The 24794-nt window shown below is 37.3% G+C and carries 21 protein-coding genes, 1 other RNA gene and 1 pseudogene; 2 read left to right on the forward strand and 21 right to left on the reverse strand.

Features of this window, described 5'->3' with window-relative positions:
* Positions 1 to 579 precede the first annotated feature (579 nt).
* The 7 genes from HT734_RS00575 to HT734_RS00605 all read right to left on the reverse strand — a co-directional run bounded on the left by HT734_RS00575 (position 580) and on the right by HT734_RS00605 (position 6748).
* The gene (locus HT734_RS00575) at positions 580 to 1269 is read right to left on the reverse strand and encodes a response regulator transcription factor (protein WP_061088388.1); all 690 of its coding nucleotides are present in this window, start codon (positions 1267 to 1269) and stop codon (positions 580 to 582) included.
* A gap of 11 nt (positions 1270 to 1280) precedes the next feature.
* The gene (gene gndA / locus HT734_RS00580) at positions 1281 to 2705 is read right to left on the reverse strand and encodes an NADP-dependent phosphogluconate dehydrogenase (RefSeq protein WP_125411082.1); all 1425 of its coding nucleotides are present in this window, start codon (positions 2703 to 2705) and stop codon (positions 1281 to 1283) included.
* 75 nt (positions 2706 to 2780) lie between these two features.
* Positions 2781 to 4166, reverse strand: coding sequence for a cell division site-positioning protein MapZ family protein (locus tag HT734_RS00585; protein WP_140834261.1), 1386 nt, complete (start codon positions 4164 to 4166; stop codon positions 2781 to 2783).
* A 12-nt stretch (positions 4167 to 4178) separates the two neighbouring features.
* Positions 4179 to 5336, reverse strand: coding sequence for a class I SAM-dependent RNA methyltransferase (locus HT734_RS00590; protein WP_049533779.1), 1158 nt, complete (start codon positions 5334 to 5336; stop codon positions 4179 to 4181).
* Positions 5337 to 5420: 84 nt separating this feature from the next.
* Positions 5421 to 5801, reverse strand: an RNA gene (gene rnpB, locus HT734_RS00595) — RNase P RNA component class B.
* 20 nt (positions 5802 to 5821) lie between these two features.
* Positions 5822 to 6151 (reverse strand): cell division regulator GpsB, encoded by a 330-nt coding sequence (gene gpsB, locus HT734_RS00600; RefSeq protein WP_049539007.1) that lies wholly within the window; start codon positions 6149 to 6151, stop codon positions 5822 to 5824.
* A gap of 69 nt (positions 6152 to 6220) precedes the next feature.
* Entirely contained in the window at positions 6221 to 6748 is a 528-nt protein-coding gene (locus HT734_RS00605; protein ID WP_173278018.1) for a DUF1273 domain-containing protein, read from the reverse strand.
* 66 nt (positions 6749 to 6814) lie between these two features.
* On the opposite strand from HT734_RS00605, the gene recU reads away from it, so the two are divergent.
* Together recU and pbp1a are read left to right on the forward strand one after the other, a co-directional pair.
* A complete protein-coding gene (gene recU / locus HT734_RS00610; RefSeq protein WP_173278016.1) occupies positions 6815 to 7414 on the forward strand; it encodes a Holliday junction resolvase RecU in 600 nt (199 codons plus the stop codon).
* Entirely contained in the window at positions 7407 to 9572 is a 2166-nt protein-coding gene (pbp1a, locus tag HT734_RS00615) for a penicillin-binding protein PBP1A (protein WP_173278014.1), read from the forward strand. The genes recU and pbp1a overlap by 8 nt, the downstream gene beginning before the upstream one ends.
* 206 nt (positions 9573 to 9778) lie before the next feature.
* Here pbp1a and HT734_RS00620 read toward each other — a convergent pair whose 3' ends face one another.
* The 14 genes and pseudogenes from HT734_RS00620 to HT734_RS00680 form a co-directional block, all read right to left on the reverse strand.
* Positions 9779 to 11758: a peptide ABC transporter substrate-binding protein gene (locus HT734_RS00620; protein WP_173278012.1), complete on the reverse strand. Its 1980-nt coding sequence runs from the start codon at positions 11756 to 11758 to the stop codon at positions 9779 to 9781.
* A 201-nt stretch (positions 11759 to 11959) separates the two neighbouring features.
* A pseudogene (gene glf / locus HT734_RS00625) lies at positions 11960 to 13064 on the reverse strand (UDP-galactopyranose mutase).
* Positions 13065 to 13126: 62 nt separating this feature from the next.
* Positions 13127 to 13978 carry a dTDP-4-dehydrorhamnose reductase gene (gene rfbD, locus HT734_RS00630; RefSeq protein WP_000600906.1) on the reverse strand — a complete coding sequence of 284 codons (852 nt, stop codon included), beginning with the start codon at positions 13976 to 13978 and terminating at the stop codon, positions 13127 to 13129.
* Positions 13979 to 14043: 65 nt separating this feature from the next.
* The gene (gene rfbB, locus HT734_RS00635; protein WP_173278009.1) at positions 14044 to 15093 is read right to left on the reverse strand and encodes a dTDP-glucose 4,6-dehydratase; all 1050 of its coding nucleotides are present in this window, start codon (positions 15091 to 15093) and stop codon (positions 14044 to 14046) included.
* A gap of 11 nt (positions 15094 to 15104) precedes the next feature.
* Positions 15105 to 15698, reverse strand: a complete 594-nt coding sequence (locus HT734_RS00640) for a dTDP-4-dehydrorhamnose 3,5-epimerase family protein (RefSeq protein ID WP_075227276.1) — start codon at positions 15696 to 15698, stop codon at positions 15105 to 15107.
* On the reverse strand, positions 15699 to 16568 hold the full coding sequence (rfbA, locus tag HT734_RS00645; RefSeq protein ID WP_173278007.1) for a glucose-1-phosphate thymidylyltransferase RfbA: 870 nt from the start codon (positions 16566 to 16568) through the stop codon (positions 15699 to 15701). It abuts the gene before it with no gap.
* Positions 16569 to 17009: 441 nt separating this feature from the next.
* Positions 17010 to 17132, reverse strand: coding sequence for a hypothetical protein (locus HT734_RS09570; protein ID WP_260471342.1), 123 nt, complete (start codon positions 17130 to 17132; stop codon positions 17010 to 17012).
* 197 nt (positions 17133 to 17329) lie between these two features.
* Positions 17330 to 18514 (reverse strand): capsular polysaccharide biosynthesis protein Cps4L, encoded by a 1185-nt coding sequence (cps4L, locus tag HT734_RS00650; protein WP_000695336.1) that lies wholly within the window; start codon positions 18512 to 18514, stop codon positions 17330 to 17332.
* Positions 18515 to 19744 carry a capsular polysaccharide biosynthesis protein Cps4K gene (gene cps4K / locus HT734_RS00655; protein WP_000594470.1) on the reverse strand — a complete coding sequence of 410 codons (1230 nt, stop codon included), beginning with the start codon at positions 19742 to 19744 and terminating at the stop codon, positions 18515 to 18517. It abuts the gene before it with no gap.
* Between the two features lie 99 nt (positions 19745 to 19843).
* On the reverse strand, positions 19844 to 20899 hold the full coding sequence (gene cps4J / locus HT734_RS00660; RefSeq protein ID WP_000077423.1) for a capsular polysaccharide biosynthesis protein Cps4J: 1056 nt from the start codon (positions 20897 to 20899) through the stop codon (positions 19844 to 19846).
* A 1-nt stretch (position 20900) separates the two neighbouring features.
* A complete protein-coding gene (gene tagD, locus HT734_RS00665) occupies positions 20901 to 21305 on the reverse strand; it encodes a glycerol-3-phosphate cytidylyltransferase (protein ID WP_000832255.1) in 405 nt (134 codons plus the stop codon).
* The gene (locus HT734_RS00670) at positions 21302 to 22156 is read right to left on the reverse strand and encodes a LicD family protein (RefSeq protein ID WP_173278006.1); all 855 of its coding nucleotides are present in this window, start codon (positions 22154 to 22156) and stop codon (positions 21302 to 21304) included. Before HT734_RS00670 ends, tagD begins: the two co-directional genes overlap by 4 nt.
* Before the next feature lie 107 nt (positions 22157 to 22263).
* On the reverse strand, positions 22264 to 23352 hold the full coding sequence (locus tag HT734_RS00675; RefSeq protein WP_173278004.1) for an EpsG family protein: 1089 nt from the start codon (positions 23350 to 23352) through the stop codon (positions 22264 to 22266).
* Positions 23349 to 24788 (reverse strand): flippase, encoded by a 1440-nt coding sequence (locus HT734_RS00680; protein ID WP_173278002.1) that lies wholly within the window; start codon positions 24786 to 24788, stop codon positions 23349 to 23351. Before HT734_RS00680 ends, HT734_RS00675 begins: the two co-directional genes overlap by 4 nt.
* Between the last annotated feature and the right edge of the window lie 6 nt (positions 24789 to 24794).

Genomic DNA, 24794 nt, shown 5'->3' on the forward strand with positions numbered 1-24794 from the left:
ACATACACATACACATACACTCAACATTATAATTTATATAATCAGATTTGTCAATTATATTAATTATTATTTATTATTTTCCATTATTTTCAGAATATTTCAGAATTTGAAGCATTTATTATATTATAATATTTCAACAAAAATAAAATCCCCATTTTCTTCAAAACTATGATAAATTCCATTTTTTCGAATACTTATAAAGAGTATATTAACTACACCTGAAGCTAGCTCATCCCTTTTGAGTATCAAAAAGTAGAGAACTATGAAAGAAAAGCTTATCAGATACCAATACTCTTCGAAAATCTCTTCACATCACGTTAGCTTCCATCGGCAACCTCAAAACTAGTGTTTTGAGCAACCTGTAGCTAGCTTCCCAGTTTGCTCTTTCATTTTCATTGAGTATAAACTAATGTCAAGAAAAAGTCATTCTCTCTGACCATCTCTTTGAAGCCTTACAAGACATCTAGGGACCTGCATTTTTGCCTCTTCAAAAAAAGCCCCATACTATCTGGAGTTCAGGAATTCCTGTTACAGATAGTATAGAGCTCAAACAGCAGTTACACGACCGTGACTGCCTTTCTATTCTTGCATGGCATAACCAACACCACGCACGGTTTTAATGTAGCTTTTTTGACCTTTTACATCAAGCTTGCTACGTAGATAACGGATATAGACATCCACGATATTGGTTTCGGTCGCACTTTCATACTTCCAGACACTTTCCAACAACTGCTCACGAGTCAGAACTTTCTTGCTTCCCATTAGAGTAGCCAAAAGGTCATACTCACGACGAGTCAGAGCAATCATCTCCTCGCCACGATAAACGGTATGATGTTCTACATCCATACGCAGATTGCGGTAAGAAGTTGGAACCTTCATCTGACTACAGTGTTGGTCGATAAAGTCCCGACCTCGGAAAATCGCTGAAATACGAGCTACCAGATTCTCAATAATAACTGGCTTATAGATGTAAGAAACGGCAAAGCGTTGGATTGCCTCAAGCTGATCTTGCAATTCTTCACGATGGTCCAAGACCATGATCACTGAAGCTGGCTTAGTCCGACTCAGCTTATCTGCAAAATCCTGAGCTGTCATATCCCCCAGTTGAGCATTCAATAAAATCAAGTCATAGTCTGTCTGAAGAGCCATGGAGAGGGCTTTTTGCCCCTCCTCAACCTGATCAACTCGGTATTGCTCTTTTTGGAGTTCCAAACTTAAAAAGTGAGCTAGATTTCGTTCTTTCTCAAGTAATAAAATCCGTTTCCCCATGGCAGACCTACTTATTTTTCGTCATACCAAGAGTAGTGGAATGTTCCTTCTTTGTCTTTACGTTGGTAAGTGTGGGCACCAAAGTAGTCACGTTGCGCTTGGATTAAGTTAGCTGGAAGGTCAGCTGAACGGTAGCTATCAAAGTAAGTAATAGCTGCTGAGAATGTTGGCACTGGTACACCAGCTTGAACAGCAAGAGCTACGATATCACGTACTGCTTGTTGGTACTTAGCAGTAACATCCAAGAAGTACTCATCCAAAAGAAGGTTAGCAAGATCTGCATCACGGTTGTAAGCATCTGTAATCTTTTGCAAGAAACGAGAACGGATGATACAGCCATCACGCCAGATAGATGCGATGTCTGCAAATGGCAAGTTCCAGTTGTTTTCTTTAGAAGCTACACGCAATTGAGCAAAACCTTGTGCGTATGAAATGATTTTTGAGAAGTAAAGAGCTTGACGGATTTTTTCAATCAACTCAGCCTTGTCTCCTTCAAATTGGAAGGCAGCTGGTTTTGGAAGAACCTTGCTAGCATGTACACGTTCTTCTTTGTAAGTTGAAATGTAACGTGCAAATACTGACTCAGTGATGAGTGACAATGGCACACCAAGGTCAAGTGATGATTGGCTAGTCCATTTACCAGTTCCCTTGTTACCTGCGGCATCAAGAATGTAGTCTACGATTGGTCCATCTTGACCTTCATCGTCTTTACGGCTCAAGATATCAGCTGTGATTTCGATCAAGTAGCTGTCCAATTCACCCTTGTTCCACTCAGTAAAGATTTCAGCCATATCTTCTGCAGAAAGGCCTAGCAAGTGTTGCATCAAGTCATAGCTTTCTGCGATCAATTGCATATCACCATACTCGATACCGTTGTGAACCATTTTCACATAGTGACCAGCTCCATCAGGACCGATGTAAGTCACACATGGTTTGCCATCTTCTGGTGCTTTAGCTGAGATTTCTTCAAGAACATCCGCAACCAATTCGTAGGCTTCTTTTTGTCCACCAGGCATGATAGAAGGACCCTCAAGGGCACCTTTTTCACCACCAGAAACCCCAGTACCGATAAAGTTGATACCTGAGTTTGCCAATTCTTCGTTACGACGGATGGTATCTTTGTAGAAAGTATTTCCTCCGTCAATCAAGATATCACCTTTATCAAGGTGTGGAAGAAGGGCTTGAATTGTAGCATCTGTACCAGGTCCAGCTTGAACCATCAGCATGATACGACGAGGTTTTTCGATTGAGTTTACAAAACTTTCAACGTCATAGCTTGGTACAAAGTTCTTTTCAGGATGGCAAGCAATCACATCTTCAGTTTTTTCTTTACTACGGTTGTAGATAGCAACTGTGTAACCACGAGATTCAATATTAAGGGCAAGGTTACGACCCATTACGGCCATACCTACGACACCAAAGTTAGCTTTTGTCATTTGACACTCCTCTTGTTTAATTTGTTTTATTTTATCATTTTTACTTTTGAAAAGAAAGAATTTTGTAACGACTGCTTAGTAGTCCAAGTCATCCGCATGTCCAGAACCATTTCCAACAAAGTAACCTGTCTTACAGTTAAGGGTAAAGAGATAGGTTCCATCTGGCTTGTAGAGGTTGTAATAACCATTGCCATTAACGATATTGACACGTTCAAGGATGTATTGGTTACCAGTGATATAACCACGTGAACGTGAAGTCGCTAAAATTTGTTCCAAAACGCCATCCGCGAAATCCCAAGCAGAGTTGTTACTATCATCTACAGCTGATTGATTGAACGGTACACGGCTTGAAGCTCTTTGTAGGTTGACTCCAGAACTTGATAAACCACCATAGCTATCATCCCGCGCAGAAACTGAATTGTTTGATGAGGCGCTTGAAGATGGACTGGCGTTACTTGTAGTACTGTCGGTAGAAGAATTTGAACTTGCTTGACTAGAACTGCTAGTTTGACCTGAGCTTGAGCTAGACGTACTTGTTTGCTGGCTCTTACCGAGGCTAATAGCCTTATCTAGCACTTTATCAATCTCAGTATTCCCAGTTTTAATATCTGTAAATTTAGCATTCGATTTGGCTTTGACACTGGTATCTAGAACACCATCCACAATAGCTGGTTTTTCAAATTGTGCATTGACTTCTTGGATGGCCTTGATTTGCGTTTCTAAGCTGTCATATTTCGATTTGGCAAGCGTATGTTCACGAGTACCTTCCAGCTTATCAAGTAAAGCCTTGAGTTGAGGTAGCTTTTCAAACTGGCTATTCTTCAAAGCTGTTTTATTGCTATCTGTGTAGAAGGCATCGTATTGACTATTAAAATCTTCTAAAATAGGCTGAACATTCTGCTCACTAGACGATGATTGAGCCGTTTGGATTTCCTGTGTTGAGCGAGTAACTTGACGATAAACATAATAACCAGTCCCAATAATAAGAATTCCTAGGGCAGCTAACAAGCCATAAAGAATCTGTTTCTTAACGCTTTTCCCATCTTCACTATCCACCATTGGATACTCTGTTTCGACTGCCTCCTCAGTGTCAAATTCCTCATCAAAAGGAGTTTCTGTCACTTGTGTAGATTCTAAGTCATCAAACTGGATGAAATCATTCTCTACTATCGTAGGCTCAACAGCTGTCTCCTCCCGAATCTCTTGGATAAGATCGTCCAAACTCTGCGTTTCGACTAATTCCTCCTTTTTGTATTGGCGAGTCGCAAACTTATCTGCCTCAATTTCATCTTTGTGTTGCTTGAGATACTTATCTAAAATGGAATCTTCAGGCAATACCCCTGCTTCTACTTCTTCATTTTTACGAATAGCTTGACCAACTGTTAACTCTTTTGCTTCATCAAAATCAAATCGCGGTTCTTGTCCTTCATTTTTATGACGATCCCGTCTCTTCTTAGTCATGAGTTTACCTTCCTACTTTACTTCTTGGCGTTTGATACGCTGACCAAAATATTGATACAGATCCACTTTCAGGGTTCCGTTATACAGTTTACGCTTCTTGTCCGCTTGGCTACCATACTTGCTTTCAAAGGCTTCATCACTAGTTAGGATAAACTTACTCCAAGTCTTGAGAGGTTCAAAAACCTCACCCATCTCAGCATAAAGCTTGGTCACCCCTGCATCATCTGATAAACGTTCACCATAAGGCGGATTGGAGATAATCACACCGTTGATTTTATCAGAACGCAAATCCTGCACGCGCATCTGCTTAAAAGTAATGTCTCCTGCAACACCAGCTGCCTGAGCATTAGCCTTAGCAATCTCCACCATGCGAGCATCAATATCACAACCCATGATATCCAGTTCCAGTTCACGATCCACTTTTTGGGCCGCTTCTGTGCGCACTTCTTGGATCAAACGATCACTGACCCAGTTCCATTCCTCAAATGCAAAAGAGCGACGAAGTCCTGGTGCCATCTTTCGAGCAATCATGACAGCCTCGATACAGAAAGTCCCCGAACCACAGGTCGGATCAATCAAAGGCTTGTCTGGATACCAGTTAGAAAGTTGCAAAATGGCTGCCGCCATATTTTCCTTGATAGGAGCGCCACCCTTTTCGGTACGATAACCTCGTTTAAAGAGGCTATATCCTGTCGTATCAATCATGACAGTTGCCACATCCTTTAGAATAGAAACCTCAATCTTAAACTCTGGGCCATTCTCCATCAGAGGAACACCTTCTGGACGAGCATAGTGTTTCTGCAATTTCTTGACAACAGCTTTCTTAGAAATTGCCTGTACACTTGGTTCATTGTGAAGTTTGGACTTAACACATTTGGCTTTTGAAATCGGGAACCGAGCTCCGAGTGGTAAATAATTTTCCCAATCTAAAGCGAAAACTCCCTGAAACAGTTCCTCAAAAGTCTTAGCTGGAAAGGTTCCTACGATAATTTTGATACGATCTGCTGCCCGAAGCCAGAGGTTGGTTTCGATAATAGCTCTCACGTCTCCTTGAAAACGCACACGTCCATTTTCAACTTGACAATCGTAGCCCAACTCTCGCACTTCTCTTCCCACGACAGCTTCCAAACCAGCTGCCACAGTTGCAATTAAATTAAATTCTTTTTTCATTTTACAGTCTTACAAGACCTTTCTATATGTCCACTTTAAAAAATGAGGTTGAGAAAATTTCTCAGCCCCAACCTATATGCAATTTTCTATAAGCCATGTTTTGTTCCAGAAGTGACTAGGACCACTTCTTTCGATAATCATCTGTCTACCACTAACAGCTCTAGCTGATAGCAGTCAGAGTACTACGTTCGTTTCCGTGCACTCCATGCCCCGACCAAAATTTGGGTTGCTAGCTTGAGGGGTTTACCGCGTTCCACTCTCTCTGTTTCCAGAAAGACTCCGTCACTGTGGCACTTTCAAGCCTACTCTGACCTATCCAAGGACTTAGCCATTTCAACTGCCGTAACGATTTCTCGTCCCTAGGCTTATGGTTTCGCCTAGCACAAACACTACAGGCATCACAGCCTGTGCTAGCATGGACTTTCCTCATGAAAAGAAATTCTCTTCACGCGATTATCCAAAAATTGCACTTTTTAAATAAGCTCTTAAAATCCTGAGTTATCTAAAATTTGTTTACCAAACACTTCTTTTTCAAGACGATTCAAACGTTTTAAAATATCAAAGTTCGTCATAGAACTTGTTGTTGTAGCTTCAAGAGGTTCTGTTTGAACTGGTGAAGGTTTTGGTTTATGAGCTAATTCTTCCTTCAAATCAGCAATTTCCTGACGAAGTGACTTGACCAAGGCAGCATAGGTTTCATAGTCCTTGATGACATCGTCTAAAAACTCATCAACTTCTACCTTACTATAGCCACGGACCTCACGTCCAAACTCTTGTTCAAAAATATCTTTCGCCGAAAAAATAATACCTGCCATGTCTCTCTCCATTCTCAGTTGCTAGTATTATTATATAAAAAAAGACAAACAAAAATCAAGGTCAAAGCTTCAATTTTCGGAAAAATTTTCAGCAAGTTCATTTAGCTGATCAAATGTTAATCTCTTTACAAAATAGTCCTCTTGATTTTTCATCTTTTGGTAAAAATAAGCTAGTTTCGTTGCATTTTCTTCATCATAAAAAAGATAAGAACTATTCGTATTTTCCAGTAAGAACTGCTGGTAATCTCTTAGCTGCCCCGCGTGTTCATAGCGAGGATAAGCATATTTGACAAAGTCTACCTGCTTAAAACGGCTCAGTTTCAGCTGATTGGCTTCATTCCAATTTTCCCCATGGGTTTCAAAAGCAAAAATGGTGGCCAACTGAAAGCCATATTCTGTTTTCATCTCCTGCGCAACCTCTAGAACCCAATATTCAAATCCTAAAGTCCCTGTAAACACAAGCCAAGACACCCCATCTGCTGCCATAGCCTCTAAATCTTTACGTATCGCTTTTTTAATCAATTTCAGACGAGGATCCTTGTCAGAAAATAAACCCAAATCAAAAGCAGAATAGCCCAAAACCAAAGCTGTAGTCATTTTTAACCCTTTCTGTGTAAAATTATGGTATAATAGAGTGATGTTATTGTACCAATAAGGAGAATTATGGTCAACTATCCTCATAAAATTTCATCCCAAAAAAGACAAGCCTCTCTTTCTCAATCCAAAAATTTCGCAAACAGAGGAATGTCTTTTGAAAAGATGATCAATGCTACCAACGACTACTATTTGTCTCAGGGATTGGCAGTTATACACAAAAAACCGACTCCTATTCAAATCGTACGAGTGGACTATCCACAACGAAGTCGTGCCAAGATTGTTGAAGCCTATTTTCGACAAGCTTCAACGACAGACTATTCTGGCGTTTATAAAGGATATTACATCGACTTTGAAGCCAAGGAAACAAAACAAAAACGTGCGATTCCGATGAAAAATTTCCATCCACATCAGATTCAGCATATGGAACAAGTCCTTGCCCAACAAGGAATCTGCTTTGTCCTTCTTCACTTTTCTTCTCAGCAAGAAACCTACTTATTACCGGCACATGATTTGATTCGCTTCTATCATCAAGATAAGGGGCAAAAATCAATGCCACTTGGATACATACGAGAATACGGTTACCAGATAAAACTAGGGGCATTTCCGCAAATTCCCTATCTCGATGTCATCAAAGAACATTTACTAGGTGGTAAACAAGATGAATAAATACATTCTTATGCGAATAGTAAAGTATACTGGGATTTTTTTCCTAACTCTCTTTATCGCATTATTTCTATTGGGTGGAGGAGTTTTCCTCTATTTTGTGAGCAAAGCTCCAGCCCTATCAGATAGTAAATTAGTTGCGACAACTTCTAGCAAAATTTACGACAATAATAACGAACTCATTGCCGACCTGGGCTCTGAACGCCGAGTGAACGCTCAGGCCAATGAAATTCCTACTGATTTAGTCAAAGCCATCGTGTCTATCGAAGACCATCGCTTCTTTGACCACAGAGGGATAGACACAATTCGTATTATGGGAGCCTTCTTACGTAACTTACAAAGTAATTCTTTACAAGGTGGATCAACCCTAACCCAGCAGTTGATTAAGTTAACCTATTTCTCAACATCAACTTCGGATCAAAACATCTCTCGAAAAGCACAAGAGGCTTGGCTCGCTATCCAATTGGAACAAAAAGCTACCAAACAGGAAATTCTTACCTACTACATCAATAAGGTCTATATGTCAAATGGTAATTATGGAATGCAGACAGCAGCCCAAAATTACTATGGAAAAGATCTAAAGGATTTATCTTTACCTCAATTAGCTTTGCTAGCAGGTATGCCTCAGGCACCTAACCAATACGATCCTTACTCTCATCCGGAAGCAGCACTAGACCGTCGTAATTTAGTTCTTTCAGAAATGAGAGGGCAAGATTACATTAGTGCTGAGCAATATGAAAAAGCCGTCAACACACCTATCACTGATGGTTTACAAAGTCTTAAGTCGGCTGCTACTTATCCAGCATATATGGATAACTATCTAAAAGAGGTTATTGAACAAGTAGAGCACGAAACTGGATATAATCTTCTTACTACTGGGATGGAAGTCTACACAAATGTAGACAAGGGAATTCAACAACGACTTTGGGATATTTACAATACAGATGAGTATGTCTCTTATCCAGATGATGACCTTCAAGTAGCCTCAACTATCGTAGATACTTCCAATGGTAAAGTCATCGCTCAACTTGGAGCACGTCACCAAGCAAGTAACGTTTCATTTGGTACCAACCAAGCTGTGGAAACCAACCGTGACTGGGGATCAACCATGAAACCAATCACTGATTATGCCCCAGCCTTAGAATACGGTGTATACGATTCAACTGCAACTACTGTCCACGATATTCCTTATAACTATCCTGGTACAAGTACCCCTGTTTACAACTGGGATCGAGCATATTTTGGTAATATTACTCTGCAATATGCCCTTCAACAATCTCGTAACGTACCTGCCGTTGAGACACTAAACAAGGTTGGTTTAGACAGAGCTAAAAACTTCCTAAATGGTTTAGGAATTGACTATCCTGTAATACACTATTCAAATGCTATTTCAAGTAATACAACTGAATCTAGTAAACAATACGGGGCAAGCAGTGAAAAAATGGCTGCAGCCTACGCTGCATTCGCAAATGGCGGTATTTACCACAAACCAATGTACATCAATAAAATCGTCTTTAGTGATGGTAGTGAAAAAGAATTTTCTGACGCTGGTACAAGAGCTATGAAAGAGTCTACTGCCTACATGATGACAGAAATGATGAAAACAGTCTTGACATCTGGAACAGGTTACAACGCCTATCTGCCTGGAATTCCTCAAGCAGGGAAAACAGGTACTTCTAACTATACCGATGAAGAAATTGAAAATCATATCAAGTCGAATCAACTTGTAGCTCCGGATGAACTGTTTGTCGGTTATACTCGTAAGTATTCAATGGCCGTTTGGACAGGTTATAGCAACCGTCTCACTCCTATTGTAGGTGATGGTCTCACAGTTGCTGCTAGAGTTTATCGTAGCATGATGAGCTACCTTACTCAAAATAACCATCCTGGAGATTGGACAATGCCTGAGGGACTATATAGAAACGGGCAGTTCGTATTCCTAAACGGAGCAAGAAATACATGGAGTACTCCTGATACACAACAAACACAATCAGAAGTAGAGAATCCCTCTACCACAAATGAAAATACAAGTACACAAGTAACACCTACTCCTGGTCAACAATCAAATAATCCTGCTCCAACGAATCCAAATCAGGGACAACCTGGCCAACAAATCCAACAACAACCACAGGCCCCTCAATTTCAACAACCACAACAGTAAACACGAAAAATCCTGAGAGTTAGAAATTCTCAGGATTTTTTTACTACAAGATAGCTAATACTCAATAAAAATCAAAGAGCGAACTAGGAAAGTTAGCCACAAGCAACTCTAAGCACGGATTTGAAGTCATCAGATAGAACTGACGTGGTTTGAAGAGATTTTCGAAGAATATAAAAGGAGTCGGCTACAAACCAACTCCTTTACCTTTATTTTACATGTTTTGCAAGGTCTTCTTGCGCTTTTTTATTGGATTCTTCTTTTTCTTTCATCCATTTATCTTGAGCTTTTTGGTATTCATCTACAGTGACTGCCTTATCTTGAAGTTCCAAGTATTTGTATAGGAGTGGATCACTTGTCCCCTTGTTACCAGAGAAGGCAAACGGCATCGTAAATGGTACCATCTTAGACAAGATTGGGCGACCAGTAAGTGTTGTTGTTGGGATAATCAAGGCACTATCTGTCAACCAAGCTTGGGCTGTAGCATATTTATCATATCGTTTTACTACATCTGTTGTCTCATTTCCAGCTTCAGTTACTAATTTCTCATAGTCGTTTAGACCTACAGTTTTAGCTGCAGTATTATCTGTACCAGAATCGAAGCCAAGGTAGGTTTTAGTGTTTTCACCAACTGATGGTTTGATAATATCGAGATAAGTTGATGGATCCGCAAAGTCTGGAGACCAACCAACATTATCTGAAATATCCCAATCTTCCCCAGCTGCTGTTTCAGCAAAGTAGGTAATATTCAAGACTTCATCTTTTTGTAGTTGTTGAATATCAATTACGACATTATCTGTACCCAAGGTTTCTTCAACCGATTGTTTGAAAGATTGAACACGTTGAACTTTTGTAGTTGCTGTCTGGTCAACTGGCATATCCAAATGAATTGGGAAGGTCACGCCTTCTGCCTGTAAAGCTGACTTAGCCTTGGCAAATTCGGCCTTGGCTTTTTCTGGATTGTAGAGACCATCTTGTGCATCAGCCAGATTAACATCCTTCCATTCTTCCCCATAGGTTACTAATTTTTCTTTGACCATATCGCCAAAGTTTTTCCCATCTGCTTGAACAAATGTTGGTGGCACAAAGAGATTACGCAAGATTTTGCTTGCACCACTGGCACCGTTCACTTGTGAAGCATATGCTGTACGATCAAAACCAAAGGCAATAGCCTGACGGAAATCCTTGTTTAAGAGAGCCTTTTTAGTAGATGTCTTTTGTTCGTCGCTAGTCTTAGAAGTATATTTATAGGACTGACGATCAATATTTGTTCCCACTAGATACGTAGTCGAGTCTTGTTGAGTATAGACAATATTGTCTTTCATACTCTTCTCAAGCTCTGCGAAACTTGCACTTGTTGGATAGAGACGAGCTGCTGTAAAGCTTCCATCCTTAAAGTTTTCTGCTGGTTTGCTGGTATCTTGACCATCCCAGAATGACAATTTAATCTTGTCAACATGAACATTGTCCTTATCCCAGTAGTTAGGATTTTTCGCAAATTCAACGGAAGATTTAGCCACAAGAGATTTTAACAAATAAGGACCATTATACAAGATACTGCTTGGATCCGTAGCTTTGGCAAAATCATCCCCTTTTGAGTTCAAAAACTCTTCATTGACTGGCGCAAGTACACCCATAGTTGTTTTAGAATTCCAAAAAGTTTCAGGTTTGTTCAAGGTGTATTGGACTGTTTGATCGTCAAGGGCTTTAATCCCAACTTGAGCAAAGTCTGTAGTCTCACCTTTTGCATAGGCATCTAGACCTTTGATTGAATCTTGTACCAAGTAAAGGGCTTGTGATTTCTTATCTGTTGCATATTTAAGACCTGTCACAAAGTCCTGTGCCTTAACAGGAGCATACTCTTCACCTTCTGCAGTATACCACTTGGCATCCTGACGAATCTCATAAGTATAAGTCAAGCCATCCTTAGAAACTGACCAGTCTTCTGCCATAGAGGGAATAAGATTCCCATAGCGGTCATTTTCAAGTAATCCATCAATGACATTACTAGTAATGTTTGAAGTAGCTGCCTTACTGGTTGTTAAATAGTTGAGATTATCTGGATCTGTCTCGTATGTAAATGCAAAGGTCTGTTCACCTTTAGCGCCTGAGCCCCCTGAACAAGCAGCTAAAACACCCGCTGCTAATAAAGTCACTCCCGCAAGAGCCAATACTTTTCTTGTTTTCATAGTCTTCTCCTTTGTTTTTTTATTCATTATAGACCCTTTTTCAAGTCCTGTCAATACAATTTTCTGAATTTTTGAAAATTATTTTTTAAACAATAAGTTTGCAAAAATATGAATAATATCAAAAAATCCCTCAACTACATTACATAGTCAAGGAATTTTTAATACTTTTATAAATGAGAACTGGTGGTCAATTTTACTTATTTAATCTAACTCATTTCTCACACACTGCAAGGCTGCTCCAATTACTTGGTGCATATCGTAATAACGATAGTGTCCTAAACGACCACCAAAGATAACATTCCCTTGCTCATCGGCCAATTTTTTATACGATTTATACAAATGATTATTACGATCATTATTAACTGGATAATAAGGCTCATCACCTTTTTCCCATGTTTTGGAATGTTCTTTAGTAATGATAGTCTTTGCTTGACTCCCAAACTCAAAATGTTTGTGTTCAATAATGCGAGTATATGGGGTATCAGCATCCGTATAGTTGACAACTGCATTTCCCTGGTAATTCTCCATATCCAAGATCTCGCTTTCAAAACGAAGACTACGGTACTCTAGTTCACCTAACTTATAGTCGAAGAATTCATCAATCATACCAGTAAAGACAATCTTAGGAAAATCTTTCAGATATTGCTCTTTATTCGTAAAGAAATCAACATTTGTTTCTACATCAATGTTTTCATGATCCAACATCTTTTCAACTATTTGAGTGTAGCCACCAATTGGAATCCCTTGATAGGTATCATTAAAATAATTGTTATCATAGGTCAGGCGTACTGGCAAACGGCGAATGATAAAGGCTGGAAGTTCCGTAGTTGGTTTACCCCACTGTTTTTCAGTATAATCTTTAATTAATTTTTCGTAGATGTCTGTACCTACAAGAGAGATTGCCTGTTCTTCTAAACTTTCAGGAATTTTACCATTTAGAACTGCTCGTTGCTCCTCAATCTTAGCTTGTGCTTCTGCTGGCGTTATAACTCCCCAAAGTTTATTGAAGGTATTCATATTAAAAGGTAGGTTATAAATCTCTCCCTCATAATTTGCAACTGGAGAGTTTGGGTAACGGTTAAACTCTGCAAACTGATTTACATAGTCCCAAATCTCCTTATCAGAAGTATGGAAAATTATGAGCACCATACTGGTGAACTTGAATTCCTTCCTCTTCACGAGTATAGATATTACCCGCGATATGATTCCGTTTTTCAATGATTTTTACTTTTTTTCCTTTTAAGGCTGCTTCATGAGCAAATACTGCACCAAAAAGACCAGCACCAACCATAAGATAATCGTACATCTTATGCTCCTTTGGAGTTCATTGTATACTTCTTTTATCAGACTAGAAAATCATTCTATTGCTTATCTTACTTCTTGTTTGTAAAATTCTTTCAAGGCATCTTGCCAAGTTGGAATGACAAATCCAGTAGCTTTAGCTTTAGAAAGGCTCATTGTTGAGTTTAGCGGACGTTTAGCTTTTGCTGGAAATTGACTTGAATCGACTGGCTTGATTTCCACATCTGTATCTTTCAAAATTTCAACTGCAAAATCATACCAAGTTGTGTCTTCTGTCGCATCATTTGACAAATGATAATAACCAAATTCCTTGCGATTTTCAGCTAGGTATGTCATAAATTCAGCCAGGGTACGAGTCCAAGTCGGACGACCATGCTGGTCATTTACAACTGTTAAGACCTTATGAGTTTTCGCAAGATTTTGCATGGTAAAAACAAAGTTTTTACCATAATTTCCAAATACCCAGGCAGTACGGATAATATAGAAATTAGACACATACTTCTCAACTAACTCTTCTCCCATACGCTTAGTGCGGCCATATTCTGTCTGTGGATCTGGTCGGTCATCAACTTCCCACTCTTGTCCAACTGGTTTCTTACCGTCAAAGACATAGTCTGTGGAAATATAAACTAGAGTTGCACCATGCTTTTCAGATGCTTTGGCGACATTTTCTGTCCCCGTAACATTGATAGCATAGTCCAATTCTTTTCCTTCATCCTCTGCTGCATCAACAGCAGTATAGGCTGCACAGTGGTAGACTAAAGTTGGTTTCACCTCTTCAAAAACTTTCTCAACCATCTCTGCATTGGTAATGTCCATCTCAGCCACATCTACTGCTACGTACTCTTCATTACGCTCATCCAATAAATAACGAAGTTCAGTTCCTAATTGGCCATTTGCCCCTGTAATTAAAATCATCTCTATCCCTTTCTTATTTGCAACTCTTCCCAATATAGCAATAAAAAGCAGCGATTTCCTGCTTTTTATACTGTAATAATCTCCTGAGTCTTAGCATAATTGGCTTCAACAGCTTCTTTATCTGCTTTCCACCATTCTTGGTTATCTGTATACCACTTGATTGTTTCCTTGAGCCCAGCTTCAAAGTTGGTAAATTCAGGTTTCCACCCCAACTCATCACGGAGCTTGCTTGCATCAATCGCATAGCGAAGGTCATGTCCTGCACGGTCAGTAACATGATCATAGGTATCCTCAGCTTGTCCCATTTCCTTAAGGATAAGTTCCAACACTTCCTTGTTGTTTTTCTCGCCATCAGCCCCAATCAAGTAGGTTTCACCAATTTGCCCTTTTGTCAAGATTGTCCAAACACCTGAAGAATGGTCATTGGTATGAATCCAGTCACGAACATTCTTACCTTCACCGTAAAGTTTTGGCTTGATTCCACTTAGGATGTTAGTAATCTGACGTGGGATGAATTTTTCAATGTGTTGATAAGGACCGTAGTTATTTGAACAGTTAGAAATCGTTGCCTTGACACCAAATGATCGTACCCAGGCTTTGACAATCAAGTCTGAAGCAGCCTTAGTTGATGAGTACGGAGAGCTTGGGTTGTATTTTGTTTCAGTAGTAAATTTCTCACCTGGTCCTTCACCATGACCTGGCAAATCCTCACGTAGAGGGAGATCCCCATAAACTTCATCTGTCGATACATGGTGGAAGCGAATATCATACTTACGAGCAGCTTCCAAAAGAGTATAGGTTCCGATGAAGTTGGTATGGATAAATGGTGATGGATCATTCAGTGAATTGTCATTATGACTCTCAGCGGCATAGTGAACGATAGCATCTGCTTGAGCAGCCAACTTGTCTACCAAGTCCCCATCCGCAATGTCACCAACAACTAACTCAACACGATCGCCTAAAATTTCCTCAATATTGGCTCGGTTTCCAGCATAAGTCAATTTATCTAAGACTGTCACGTGAACATCTGGAAAATTCTTGTAAACATAGTGGACAAAGTTGGAACCGATAAAACCAGCTCCACCTGTCACGATAATATTTTTGTATTCAGTCATATTTTTTCCTTTTATAAATCTTCTTTTTTCAAAGGTTTTACATCCTTAAGTAGTGGATGATTTTTATCTGCTTCTGAAACCTCTGCTTCTGCAAGATTTTCCCATTCGATGCCAAGACTTGGATCAGCATAGTTTACAAAGGCATACTTGGGTTTAAGTTCAAGAGCCCAGTAATCATTGACCAGATAACTATAAGAAACTGTATCTGATAAAACTTGGAAGCCATTAGCCACGCCTCGAGGGACAAAGATTCCCTTGCTTGCATCAATTACTGTCTGATAGGTATTCCCAAAGGTTTCGCCCTCGCGTAGATCAACCCAAGAACCCAGAACTTTCCCTCCATCTGCTACAGAAATGTACTTATCCCAAGGTTCTGCGTGGAGGCCACGGAGAACATTTTTACGTGAGAAGGATACATTGTTTTGCAATTTTCCTTCTGCAAAGAAAGACTCTGGAAATCCAAGTGGGAGCATTTTTTCCTTTTGGAAATTTTCTTTAAACCAGCCACGATTATCACCATGAACAGGGATATCAAACTCCAACATACCTGGAATTGCATCAACCTTGCGTGCTGCAAGCGTCTTTCCGAAAAAATTATCTGTCATCTATGCTTCTCCAATCAAACGGAGCAGATACTGCCCGTATTCATTTTTCTTAAGTGGTTGGGCCAAGGCCAATACATCTTCGCGACTGATATAGCCCATGCGGTAAGCAATTTCTTCCAAGTTTGCAACTTGAACATTTTGCATACGTTGAACTGTCTCGATGTACTGTGACGCCTCTAGCAAACTTTCATGAGTGCCAGTATCCAACCAAGCAAAGCCACGTCCCATAACCTCAACCGATAAATCTCCACGATCTAGGTAAGCCTTGTTTACATCTGTGATTTCCAATTCACCACGCGGGCTTGGTCTAATACTTTTAGCAATTTCTACTACATCATTATCGTAGAAATAGAGACCTGTAACTGCATAATTTGAACGTGGATTCTCTGGCTTTTCTTCGATAGAAATAGCGTTCATATCCTGATCAAACTCAACCACACCAAAGCGTTCCGGATCCTTCACATGGTAGCCAAAAACAGTTGCTCCTGACTCCTTGCTTGCGGCCTTTTGTAGCATCTTCGAAAGGCCAGGACCGTGGTAAATATTGTCACCTAAGATTAGAGCAACGCTATCATTACCAATAAATTCTTCACCAATAATAAAGGCTTGCGCCAAACCATCTGGACTTGGTTGCTCTGCATAAGAAAGTTTAATCCCAAACTCAGATCCATCTTGAAGAAGCTCTTGGAATCGATGTAAATCCTGTGGAGTTGAAATAATCAAAATATCCCTAATCCCAGCCAACATCAATGTTGAAAGTGGGTAGTAAATCATCGGTTTATCATAAACCGGCATTAGTTGTTTTGATGCAGCTCGAGTCAAAGGATATAAACGTGTCCCCGAACCACCTGCTAGAATAATACCTTTCATAGTAGGGTACCTTTCTTTGTTGTTTTAGAGTCAATTGCTATTAATTGTGTACTACTCTAAAAGGAAAATAATCATCACATTTTTTCAAATTATTATCTAAAAAATACAGAAAAATTCTTCTTTATCTATAAAAATTCACTTACTTCATATTATATTTAGCATAAAATGAAATAAGCGAATTCTACTTTGTTTGCATACAATTAAAAATCATTTTCTAAGAATGTTTCAAATAACTGTGTAAGAGGCATAATTTCACCATTTCTTAGTTTTCAATACTAAAATACATAGTAACCTGAGAGTCATTAGAAATCCCTAACTTCCTAATCGTTAAAAAATGACAATGAGATACTTATTGATTGCAATTAATTAACAGAATACGAACTAGACAAGTGAGTGCGTCTCCTTAACAAACACTTCCAAGCGTTTACTTTCCTCATTCAGTCATCTTAATCTACGACTTACATCATCAGATAAGTTATACTCACCATTTAAAATAGATAAAATATGTTGTTTTTCTTCTTCAGTCTTCTCTTCAATAAGTACATCTTTAAAAATTACTGCCATTATTCTCACCTCACTGCAATTGTTAAAGTGTTGTTACTTTATTCTATCAAACATAAGGCGCAAAAACAAGCCAAAAACCCGATAGAATGGCTATCCCTCTACTCTCAAGTAAGCTATTTCTATCAAATCAGTTCAATTTTACTCCTTGTTCTACTAAGAACTAATTATTCCGTTTTAATTTATTAAAAATATGCAGTTCAGTTTTTCCGCCAAACTATTTTATCCACTATCCCTGTATAGCTCTGTATTATCTTAACAACTTTGGTAGAGACATTTTCCTCGACATAATCTGGAACCGGTAATCCAAAATCCTCATCTTCTGCCAAGCTAACAGCAGTTTCAACTGCTTGTAGAAGAGAATTTTCATCAATACCTGCCAAAATAAATCCTGCCTTATCTAAGGACTCAGGACGTTCTGTACTTGTACGAATACATACAGCAGGAAAAGGATAACCTTGACTAGTAAAGAAACTACTTTCTTCTGGTAAAGTTCCCGAATCAGATACTACAACAAACGCATTCATCTGTAAACAATTATAATCATGGAATCCTAGTGGCTCATGCTGAATCACACGTTTATCTAGTTCAAAACCGCTCTCTTTTAGCCTTTTCTTAGATCGAGGATGGCAAGAATACAAGATTGGCATATTATACTTTTCAGCTAATTTATTAATTGCCGTAAAGAGAGAGAGAAAATTTTTATCTGTATCAATATTTTCCTCACGGTGAGCTGAAAGTAGGATATAACCTCCTTTTTTCAATCCCAAACGTTCATGGATATCTGAAGACTCAATGGCAGATAAATTTTTATGTAACACTTCTGCCATAGGAGAACCAGTTACGTACGTGCGCTCTTTAGGTAAACCACACTCATGTAAATACTTACGAGCATGTTCAGAATATGCCAAGTTAACATCTGAAATAATATCAACAATCCGACGATTAGTCTCTTCCGGTAGACACTCATCCTTACAGCGATTGCCAGCCTCCATATGAAAAATTGGAATATGTAAACGTTTGGCAGCAATAGCTGATAAACAAGAATTTGTATCCCCTAAAATTAATAAAGCATCTGGTTTAATTTGATTCATCAATTTGTAGGAAGTATTGATAATATTCCCTACAGTAGCACCAAGATCATCTCCAACAGCATCCATGTATACATCTGGAGTGTCTAAACCTAAATCATCGAAGAAAATACCATTTAAATTATAATCATAGTTTTGTCCAGTATGTGCCAAAACAACATCAAAATACTTTCGACATTTAGTAATAACACTACTTAAACGTATAATCTCTGGACGTGTTCCCACAATAATCAATAACTTAAGTTTGCCATTATCTTTAAAACGAATATCACTATAATCTGTCTTAATTTTCATTTATTTCTCCACTTGTTCAAAAAAAGTATCTGGATGGCTAGGATCAAATGACTCATTAGCCCACATTACAGTAACTAAATTTTCTGTATCGGAAAGATTAATAATATTATGTGCATAGCCCGGTATCATATGTATTGCTTCAATCTTATCGCCCGACACTTCAAAGTTCAGAATAGGATATTCTTGTCCGTTTTCATCCAGCCCTATCCTACGCTCTTGTATTAAAGCACGACCAGAAACAACCATGAAAAATTCCCATTTAGTATGATGCCAATGTTGCCCTTTAGTAATGCCAGGTTTAGAAATATTGACAGAAAATTGACCCGCATTTTCTGTTTTTAATAATTCCGTAAAACTACCTCGTTCATCTATATTCATTTTTAGAGGAAACTTAAACTTATCTACTGGTAAATAAGATAGGTAGGTAGAATACAATTTCTTTTCAAAAGATCCTTGAGGAATTTCAGGCATAACTAAACTATCAGGCTGTTTTTTAAATGTTTCTAATAGAGAAGCAATCTCTCCTAAGGTTGCACGATGAGTCGTTGGTACATAGCAGTAATTTCCTGATAGACTAGGTAAGATTTGTAATCCATCTAGATTACAACGATGAGGATTTCCTTCCAATGCAGTTAGACACTCTTGTATCAAATCATCAATATACAGCAACTCCAATTCTACACTTGGATCATTTACTTGAATAGGCAAATCGTGAGCTAGATTATGACAGAAAGTTGCTACAGCAGAATTATAGTTAGGGCGACACCACTTCCCATAAAGATTTGGGAAACGGTAAACTAAGACAGGTGCTCCCGTTTTCTTTCCATATTCAAAGAAGAGTTCTTCCCCTGCTAGCTTAGATTGTCCATATACAGAGTTCGAAAATCGGCCTTCTAAACTAGCTTGAGTAGAACTCGAGAGTAGAACAGGACAAGTGTTTTCATACTTTTCTAAAATCTCTAATAGTCTACTTGAAAAACCGTAATTTCCCTCCATAAATTCATCAGGATTCTGTGGACGATTGACACCAGCTAAATGGAATACAAAATCAGCCTTCTTACAATATTCTTCTAATAAAATCGGATCTGTATCACGATCATACTGAAAAATCTCTCCAATCTCTAAATTAGGACGAGTTCTATCTCGTCCATCTTTCAAAGCTTCCAGAGTACAGATAAGATTTTTTCCTACAAATCCTTTCGCTCCTGTAATTAAAATATTTTTAATCATGCCCCCTCCTTGTTTTATATGCTATTTTAATAGTCAACTCTCTCGACAATACATGATACATTATATATCCTTGATAATTTTAATGTATCTTAAAAGATTTTACATATCTTCATCTGCTACCATATCACGAATTGCTGTCTGTATTTCATCTAATTCTAGCAACTTTCTTTTAACTTGCTCTACATCCATCAAATCAGTATTATTACTATTGAATTCTGTCAACAAATTTCTATTCGTACTACCATCTTTGAAATACTTATCATAGTTAAGATTACGATTATCACTAGGAACTCTATAAAAATCACCCAAATCAATTGCATTTGCACACTCTTCATTAGTTAGTAGTGTTTCATACATCTTTTCTCCGTGTCTAATACCTATAATCTTAATATCTTGTTTTGAGACAAAAATTTCTGATACAGCCTTAGCCAAAACTTCAATCGTACATGCTGGTGCTTTCTGAACTAGTATATCTCCAGATTTTCCTTCTTTAAATGCAAATAAAACTAAATCTACTGCTTCTTCCAATGTCATGACAAAACGTGTCATGCTAGGTTCAGTAATTGTAAGATCATTTCCTTGCTTAATCTGCTCAATCCAAAGAGGAACTACAGATCCACGGCTACACAAAACATTCCCATAACGAGTAACACATATCTTTGTATGCTCAGGATTTACCGTCCGTGACTTAGCAACAGCAATCTTTTCCATCATAGCCTTGGATGTTCCCATAGCATTAACAGGATACGCCGCCTTATCTGTAGAAAGACAAATAACTTGCTTTACACCCGCTTCGATAGCTGCAGTAAGGACATTCTCAGTTCCCAAAATGTTAGTTTTTACTGCTTCTACAGGGAAAAATTCACAAGAAGGTACCTGTTTCAGAGCAGCAGCATGAAAAACATAATCCACACCATGCATAGCATTTTTTACCGAAGCTAAGTCCCGCACATCTCCGAGGTAAAAGCGGATTTTCCCAGCCACTTCTGGTACTTTTACCTGAAACTCATGACGCATATCATCTTGTTTCTTTTCATCTCGCGAAAAGATACGAATCTCTGAGATATCTGTTTCTAAAAAACGCTTGAGAACCGCATTCCCAAATGAACCTGTCCCTCCTGTAATTAGAAGAGTTTTTCCTGTAAATTGTGACATATTATTTTCCACCTTTGGTCTTGTTTAAATCTTCTTTAATCTGTGTAGTAGAAATTTCTTCAGTACGAGGTAAATATACTACTTCTACGCCCTCATCTTTCAAAAAATCAAACTTACCTTCCCAATCATCACCAATAACAAAGATATCAGCATAATACTTCTTTACATCTTCTCGTTTTTGTTCCCATGAAATCTCAGGAATTACCAAATCTACATAACGAATAGATTCAAGCAAAATTTTACGCTGCTGATAATCGAAATATGAAATCTTATCTTTTTGAAGATTAAATTCATCAGTAGATAGAGCTACTATTAAATAATCTCCCAAATCTTTAGCACGCTTCAATAAATTGATATGACCGTAATGAAGTAAATCAAAAGTCCCGTAAGTAATCACTCTCTTCATTTTTTTTCCTTTCCATATATTCCTAAATCAATCAAATATGGTCTATGCCCAACACGTTCTTCTAAAGGTGGCAACTTCATGTACTCACCATAATGTGTAGTCAAGTATTGATGAAAATCACCAGGTAATAAAATTGTGATTTCCTCAAATTTATGTTCAATTAGGGGGTATAGTGTTGTTTTTAAAACATATTCTACATTTCTTACTGGAAAATCTAAACAAGCAAATGCCGATTGATTTGTTCCATTATATAATCTAGAAAATTGATCAATTTTTTTGAGTATTAAACTTTTAGGAATTAATTTTAAGCTATAATGAATGCATCTCCTTAGCATAGCTTTTAAACCTTGAATCAAATTCTCAGGAGCCTTAGAAACAGTAGGTAGCATCCTCATCACATATAACTTTTTATAAAACTGTACAGCTTTAAATTGTCTCTCATTTTCTATCTCATTGTCTGGAACCTCGTCAAATGGAAAAATATCTACATAAATACCACTTTGTGTTTTTAAATTTCTTTGGGCATACTCTAAGAACAAAGTCCCTTTTAACATTAGTTTACTGTAAGAATAGGGTGATCTTCTATCAGAGGAGGGTGATTGTAAATAAAACTCTTCTCCTAAATACTGTTCAGCTACTCTCAAAAAGTTATCATAATTCTCACGTGTCATACCAACATCAATATCGTCATCCCATGGTATAAATCCTCCATGACGTATTGCTCCAAGAGCACTTCCACCAATTAAAAAATACTCTATATTTTCTTTTTTACATATTCGAATAATTTCTTTTAATATTTTGAGTTCAAGCTTCTGAATCATATCTAATTCATCTGCGCTGTAATTAATCATTTAAATTTCCACTTTCTAAAGAAATAGCTATACCGTATTTCTTTATATTTTTATATTATAGACCACTCTTGTAGTGTTTGCAAAGTACAGACATAAAGAATATAAAATCAGTTAAATAAATTTGGCAAAAGTGCCTCATAAAAATAAAGGACATTTTCTCTTAGATACCACCAAAAACAAGTAGCACCTAAAACTCCGAAAATAATATAAAGCCCACTCTTTAATTTTATAAATGATTGTTGCATAAATGGTTGTAAAGCTGCAATAGCTATAAAATTTAAAACAACAGTAAAAATTAAATAGCGAGTAAATGCTGTACTAAACATAATTAGTGGTAAAAAAATTGTACTAAAAAAACTATGTTGATACACCAGATTGATAAAATTGGTCACTTCCTGAGGGACATTTGAAACTGTTTTTGCAATCTTTTTGAGATTAATACTAATTAGTAGGTTGAAAATATAGTAACTATCATACAATATAAAACCAAGACGAGTCGATTTCGCTGTATAATACATAACACGACTTTTAGTTGCCTCACTCCCTAGTAGTTCAAATATTTTAGTCAAGTAGCTAGAATTGTTACCTACCAATAGATTAATAATAATTAACACTGTAGATATAAATACCAATACCCATAGCATCTTACTGGTATTTTTTTGTCTATAAAAAATAACAAATGGTAAGAAATAAATAATAGATCCATGAAATAGAAACGCTATGAACATCAATCCTATGAATATGAATCGATGATTTTGTGAAAGATAATAATGCGCTATAAGTGCTACACTAGCTGCTAAAAAGAATCTTAGAACTTCTAAAGTATAAAAGAAATAAAAAAGAGATAACAATAAAATCAGAAGATTATAATTACAATGCAATTTTTTAGCAACAAAATAGAAACATGCTGAGGAGAAAAGGAAAATACATGCTAAAAAAACTTGAAAAGAGATGGAGTGATGTGAAAACCAATCTGCAAAAAAATTATACGCATGGTCTGAAAAATACAGACTACTTTTTCCTACAGCATATCTTGCACGATAATGAGTTAAATCTGAAAATCCTTCTCGGATATTTCCTGCATAGATAAAAAACAAAACTAACCAAGATAAAAATGCTAGAAAATTTATACGTATCCTATTGACTACGACTAATAGATTTGTTAAAAAACTTATATAAAATAAAGCTGAAATCATCTACTTTTTTTGAATCCTTTCTTTACAAAATCTAATGCTTGAAAAACAAATACATCTCGTGTCAACAAGCTCAAGCCAAAGTAAACTACTATCCCAAGAACGATTTGCTTAATAGTTGTTCCATAATTTGCTGGATGTCCTCTGAAGGGAACAATAATAATTATCCCCATTATCATAGAATAAATAAGATATTTAAATAATGACTTCAAAATAGGTAAAACAGGTATATCCTTTGACATTATATAGTATTGAACTATAACAGATGAAGTAAGTGATACTATAGTTGCTAAACAAACACCTACTACTCCAAACATTGGAGCAAGTAACAAATCTAATAGAATATTTAAAATTGCAGCTAAAGTATTAGAAAAGAATAAGACTTTTGTTTTATTAACTGCAACAAAATACTGACTACCTGAGACTCCTAGTAAAGCATTGCCAACAGCAATAGGAGCAAGCCATTTAAGAGCATCTATAGATGGCATAAAACTTTCGCCTAAAAACCACGGAACAAAAGTATCTGCAATAGCATAAAGACCAATCGACAATGGAACAGCTAAGAACAAAGAAAATTCAGCTGCAGTTATCAGATACTTTTTCATATTGTCTAACCGTCTATTACGAAATTCATTTGCTATTCGGGGCATCATAACAGAATTTAATACTACTATTAAAGAGAGTGGTATCTGTATAATCTTCTCTGCATTACTATAGTAAGAAACATTGCTGATTCCCGAACTTAAAGACCCTAGAACAATTTTATCAGCAGATAACATAATTTGCATGATGATACTTGGTAAAAATAGTTTGAGACTCCCTAAAATAATCTCCGTAAAACGATTAATATTTATCTTTGGTCTACTAATAAACATCCTTAGTTGACTATAAGCTGATAAATTGGCTACTAAAACAGAGAGACCATATATGAGCACATATAGAGCTAGATCTGTTTCGCTTTTTACAAATAAGAAGGTCGCTATCGTAAATAATAACTTAGCAATAATGTTTTTTAATACAACATACTGCATTTCCTCTAAGCCACGATAGAACCACGTACAATCAAGAATAGACCCAAAAAGCCAAATGGAAAAAAGTTGAAAATAAACTTGATAATTTGAATTTATGTTAGAAAAAATGTATAAGAAGAATAGTGAAAAAAATCCTAAAATAATCTGAATAGCCAAAATACTCCAAAATGTCTCTGATAGTTCCTCTTTATCATCTCTAGTATAGGCACATTCGCGATTTCCATAGTGACCGATACCTAGTAAACCTAAAGTATAAATCAAAGTAACGATTGAATTGGCATAATCGTAAATTCCCAACTGGTGTGCGCCCAATACTCTAGCAACATATGGAGTAATCAATAGTGGTAATATTAAAACTACCACTTGATAAATTAAGTTATATAGATAATTTTTAGAAATTTTACTCAAAACTCT

This window comes from Streptococcus sp. k-90 (assembly GCF_013277565.1).
Lineage (GTDB): Bacteria > Bacillota > Bacilli > Lactobacillales > Streptococcaceae > Streptococcus.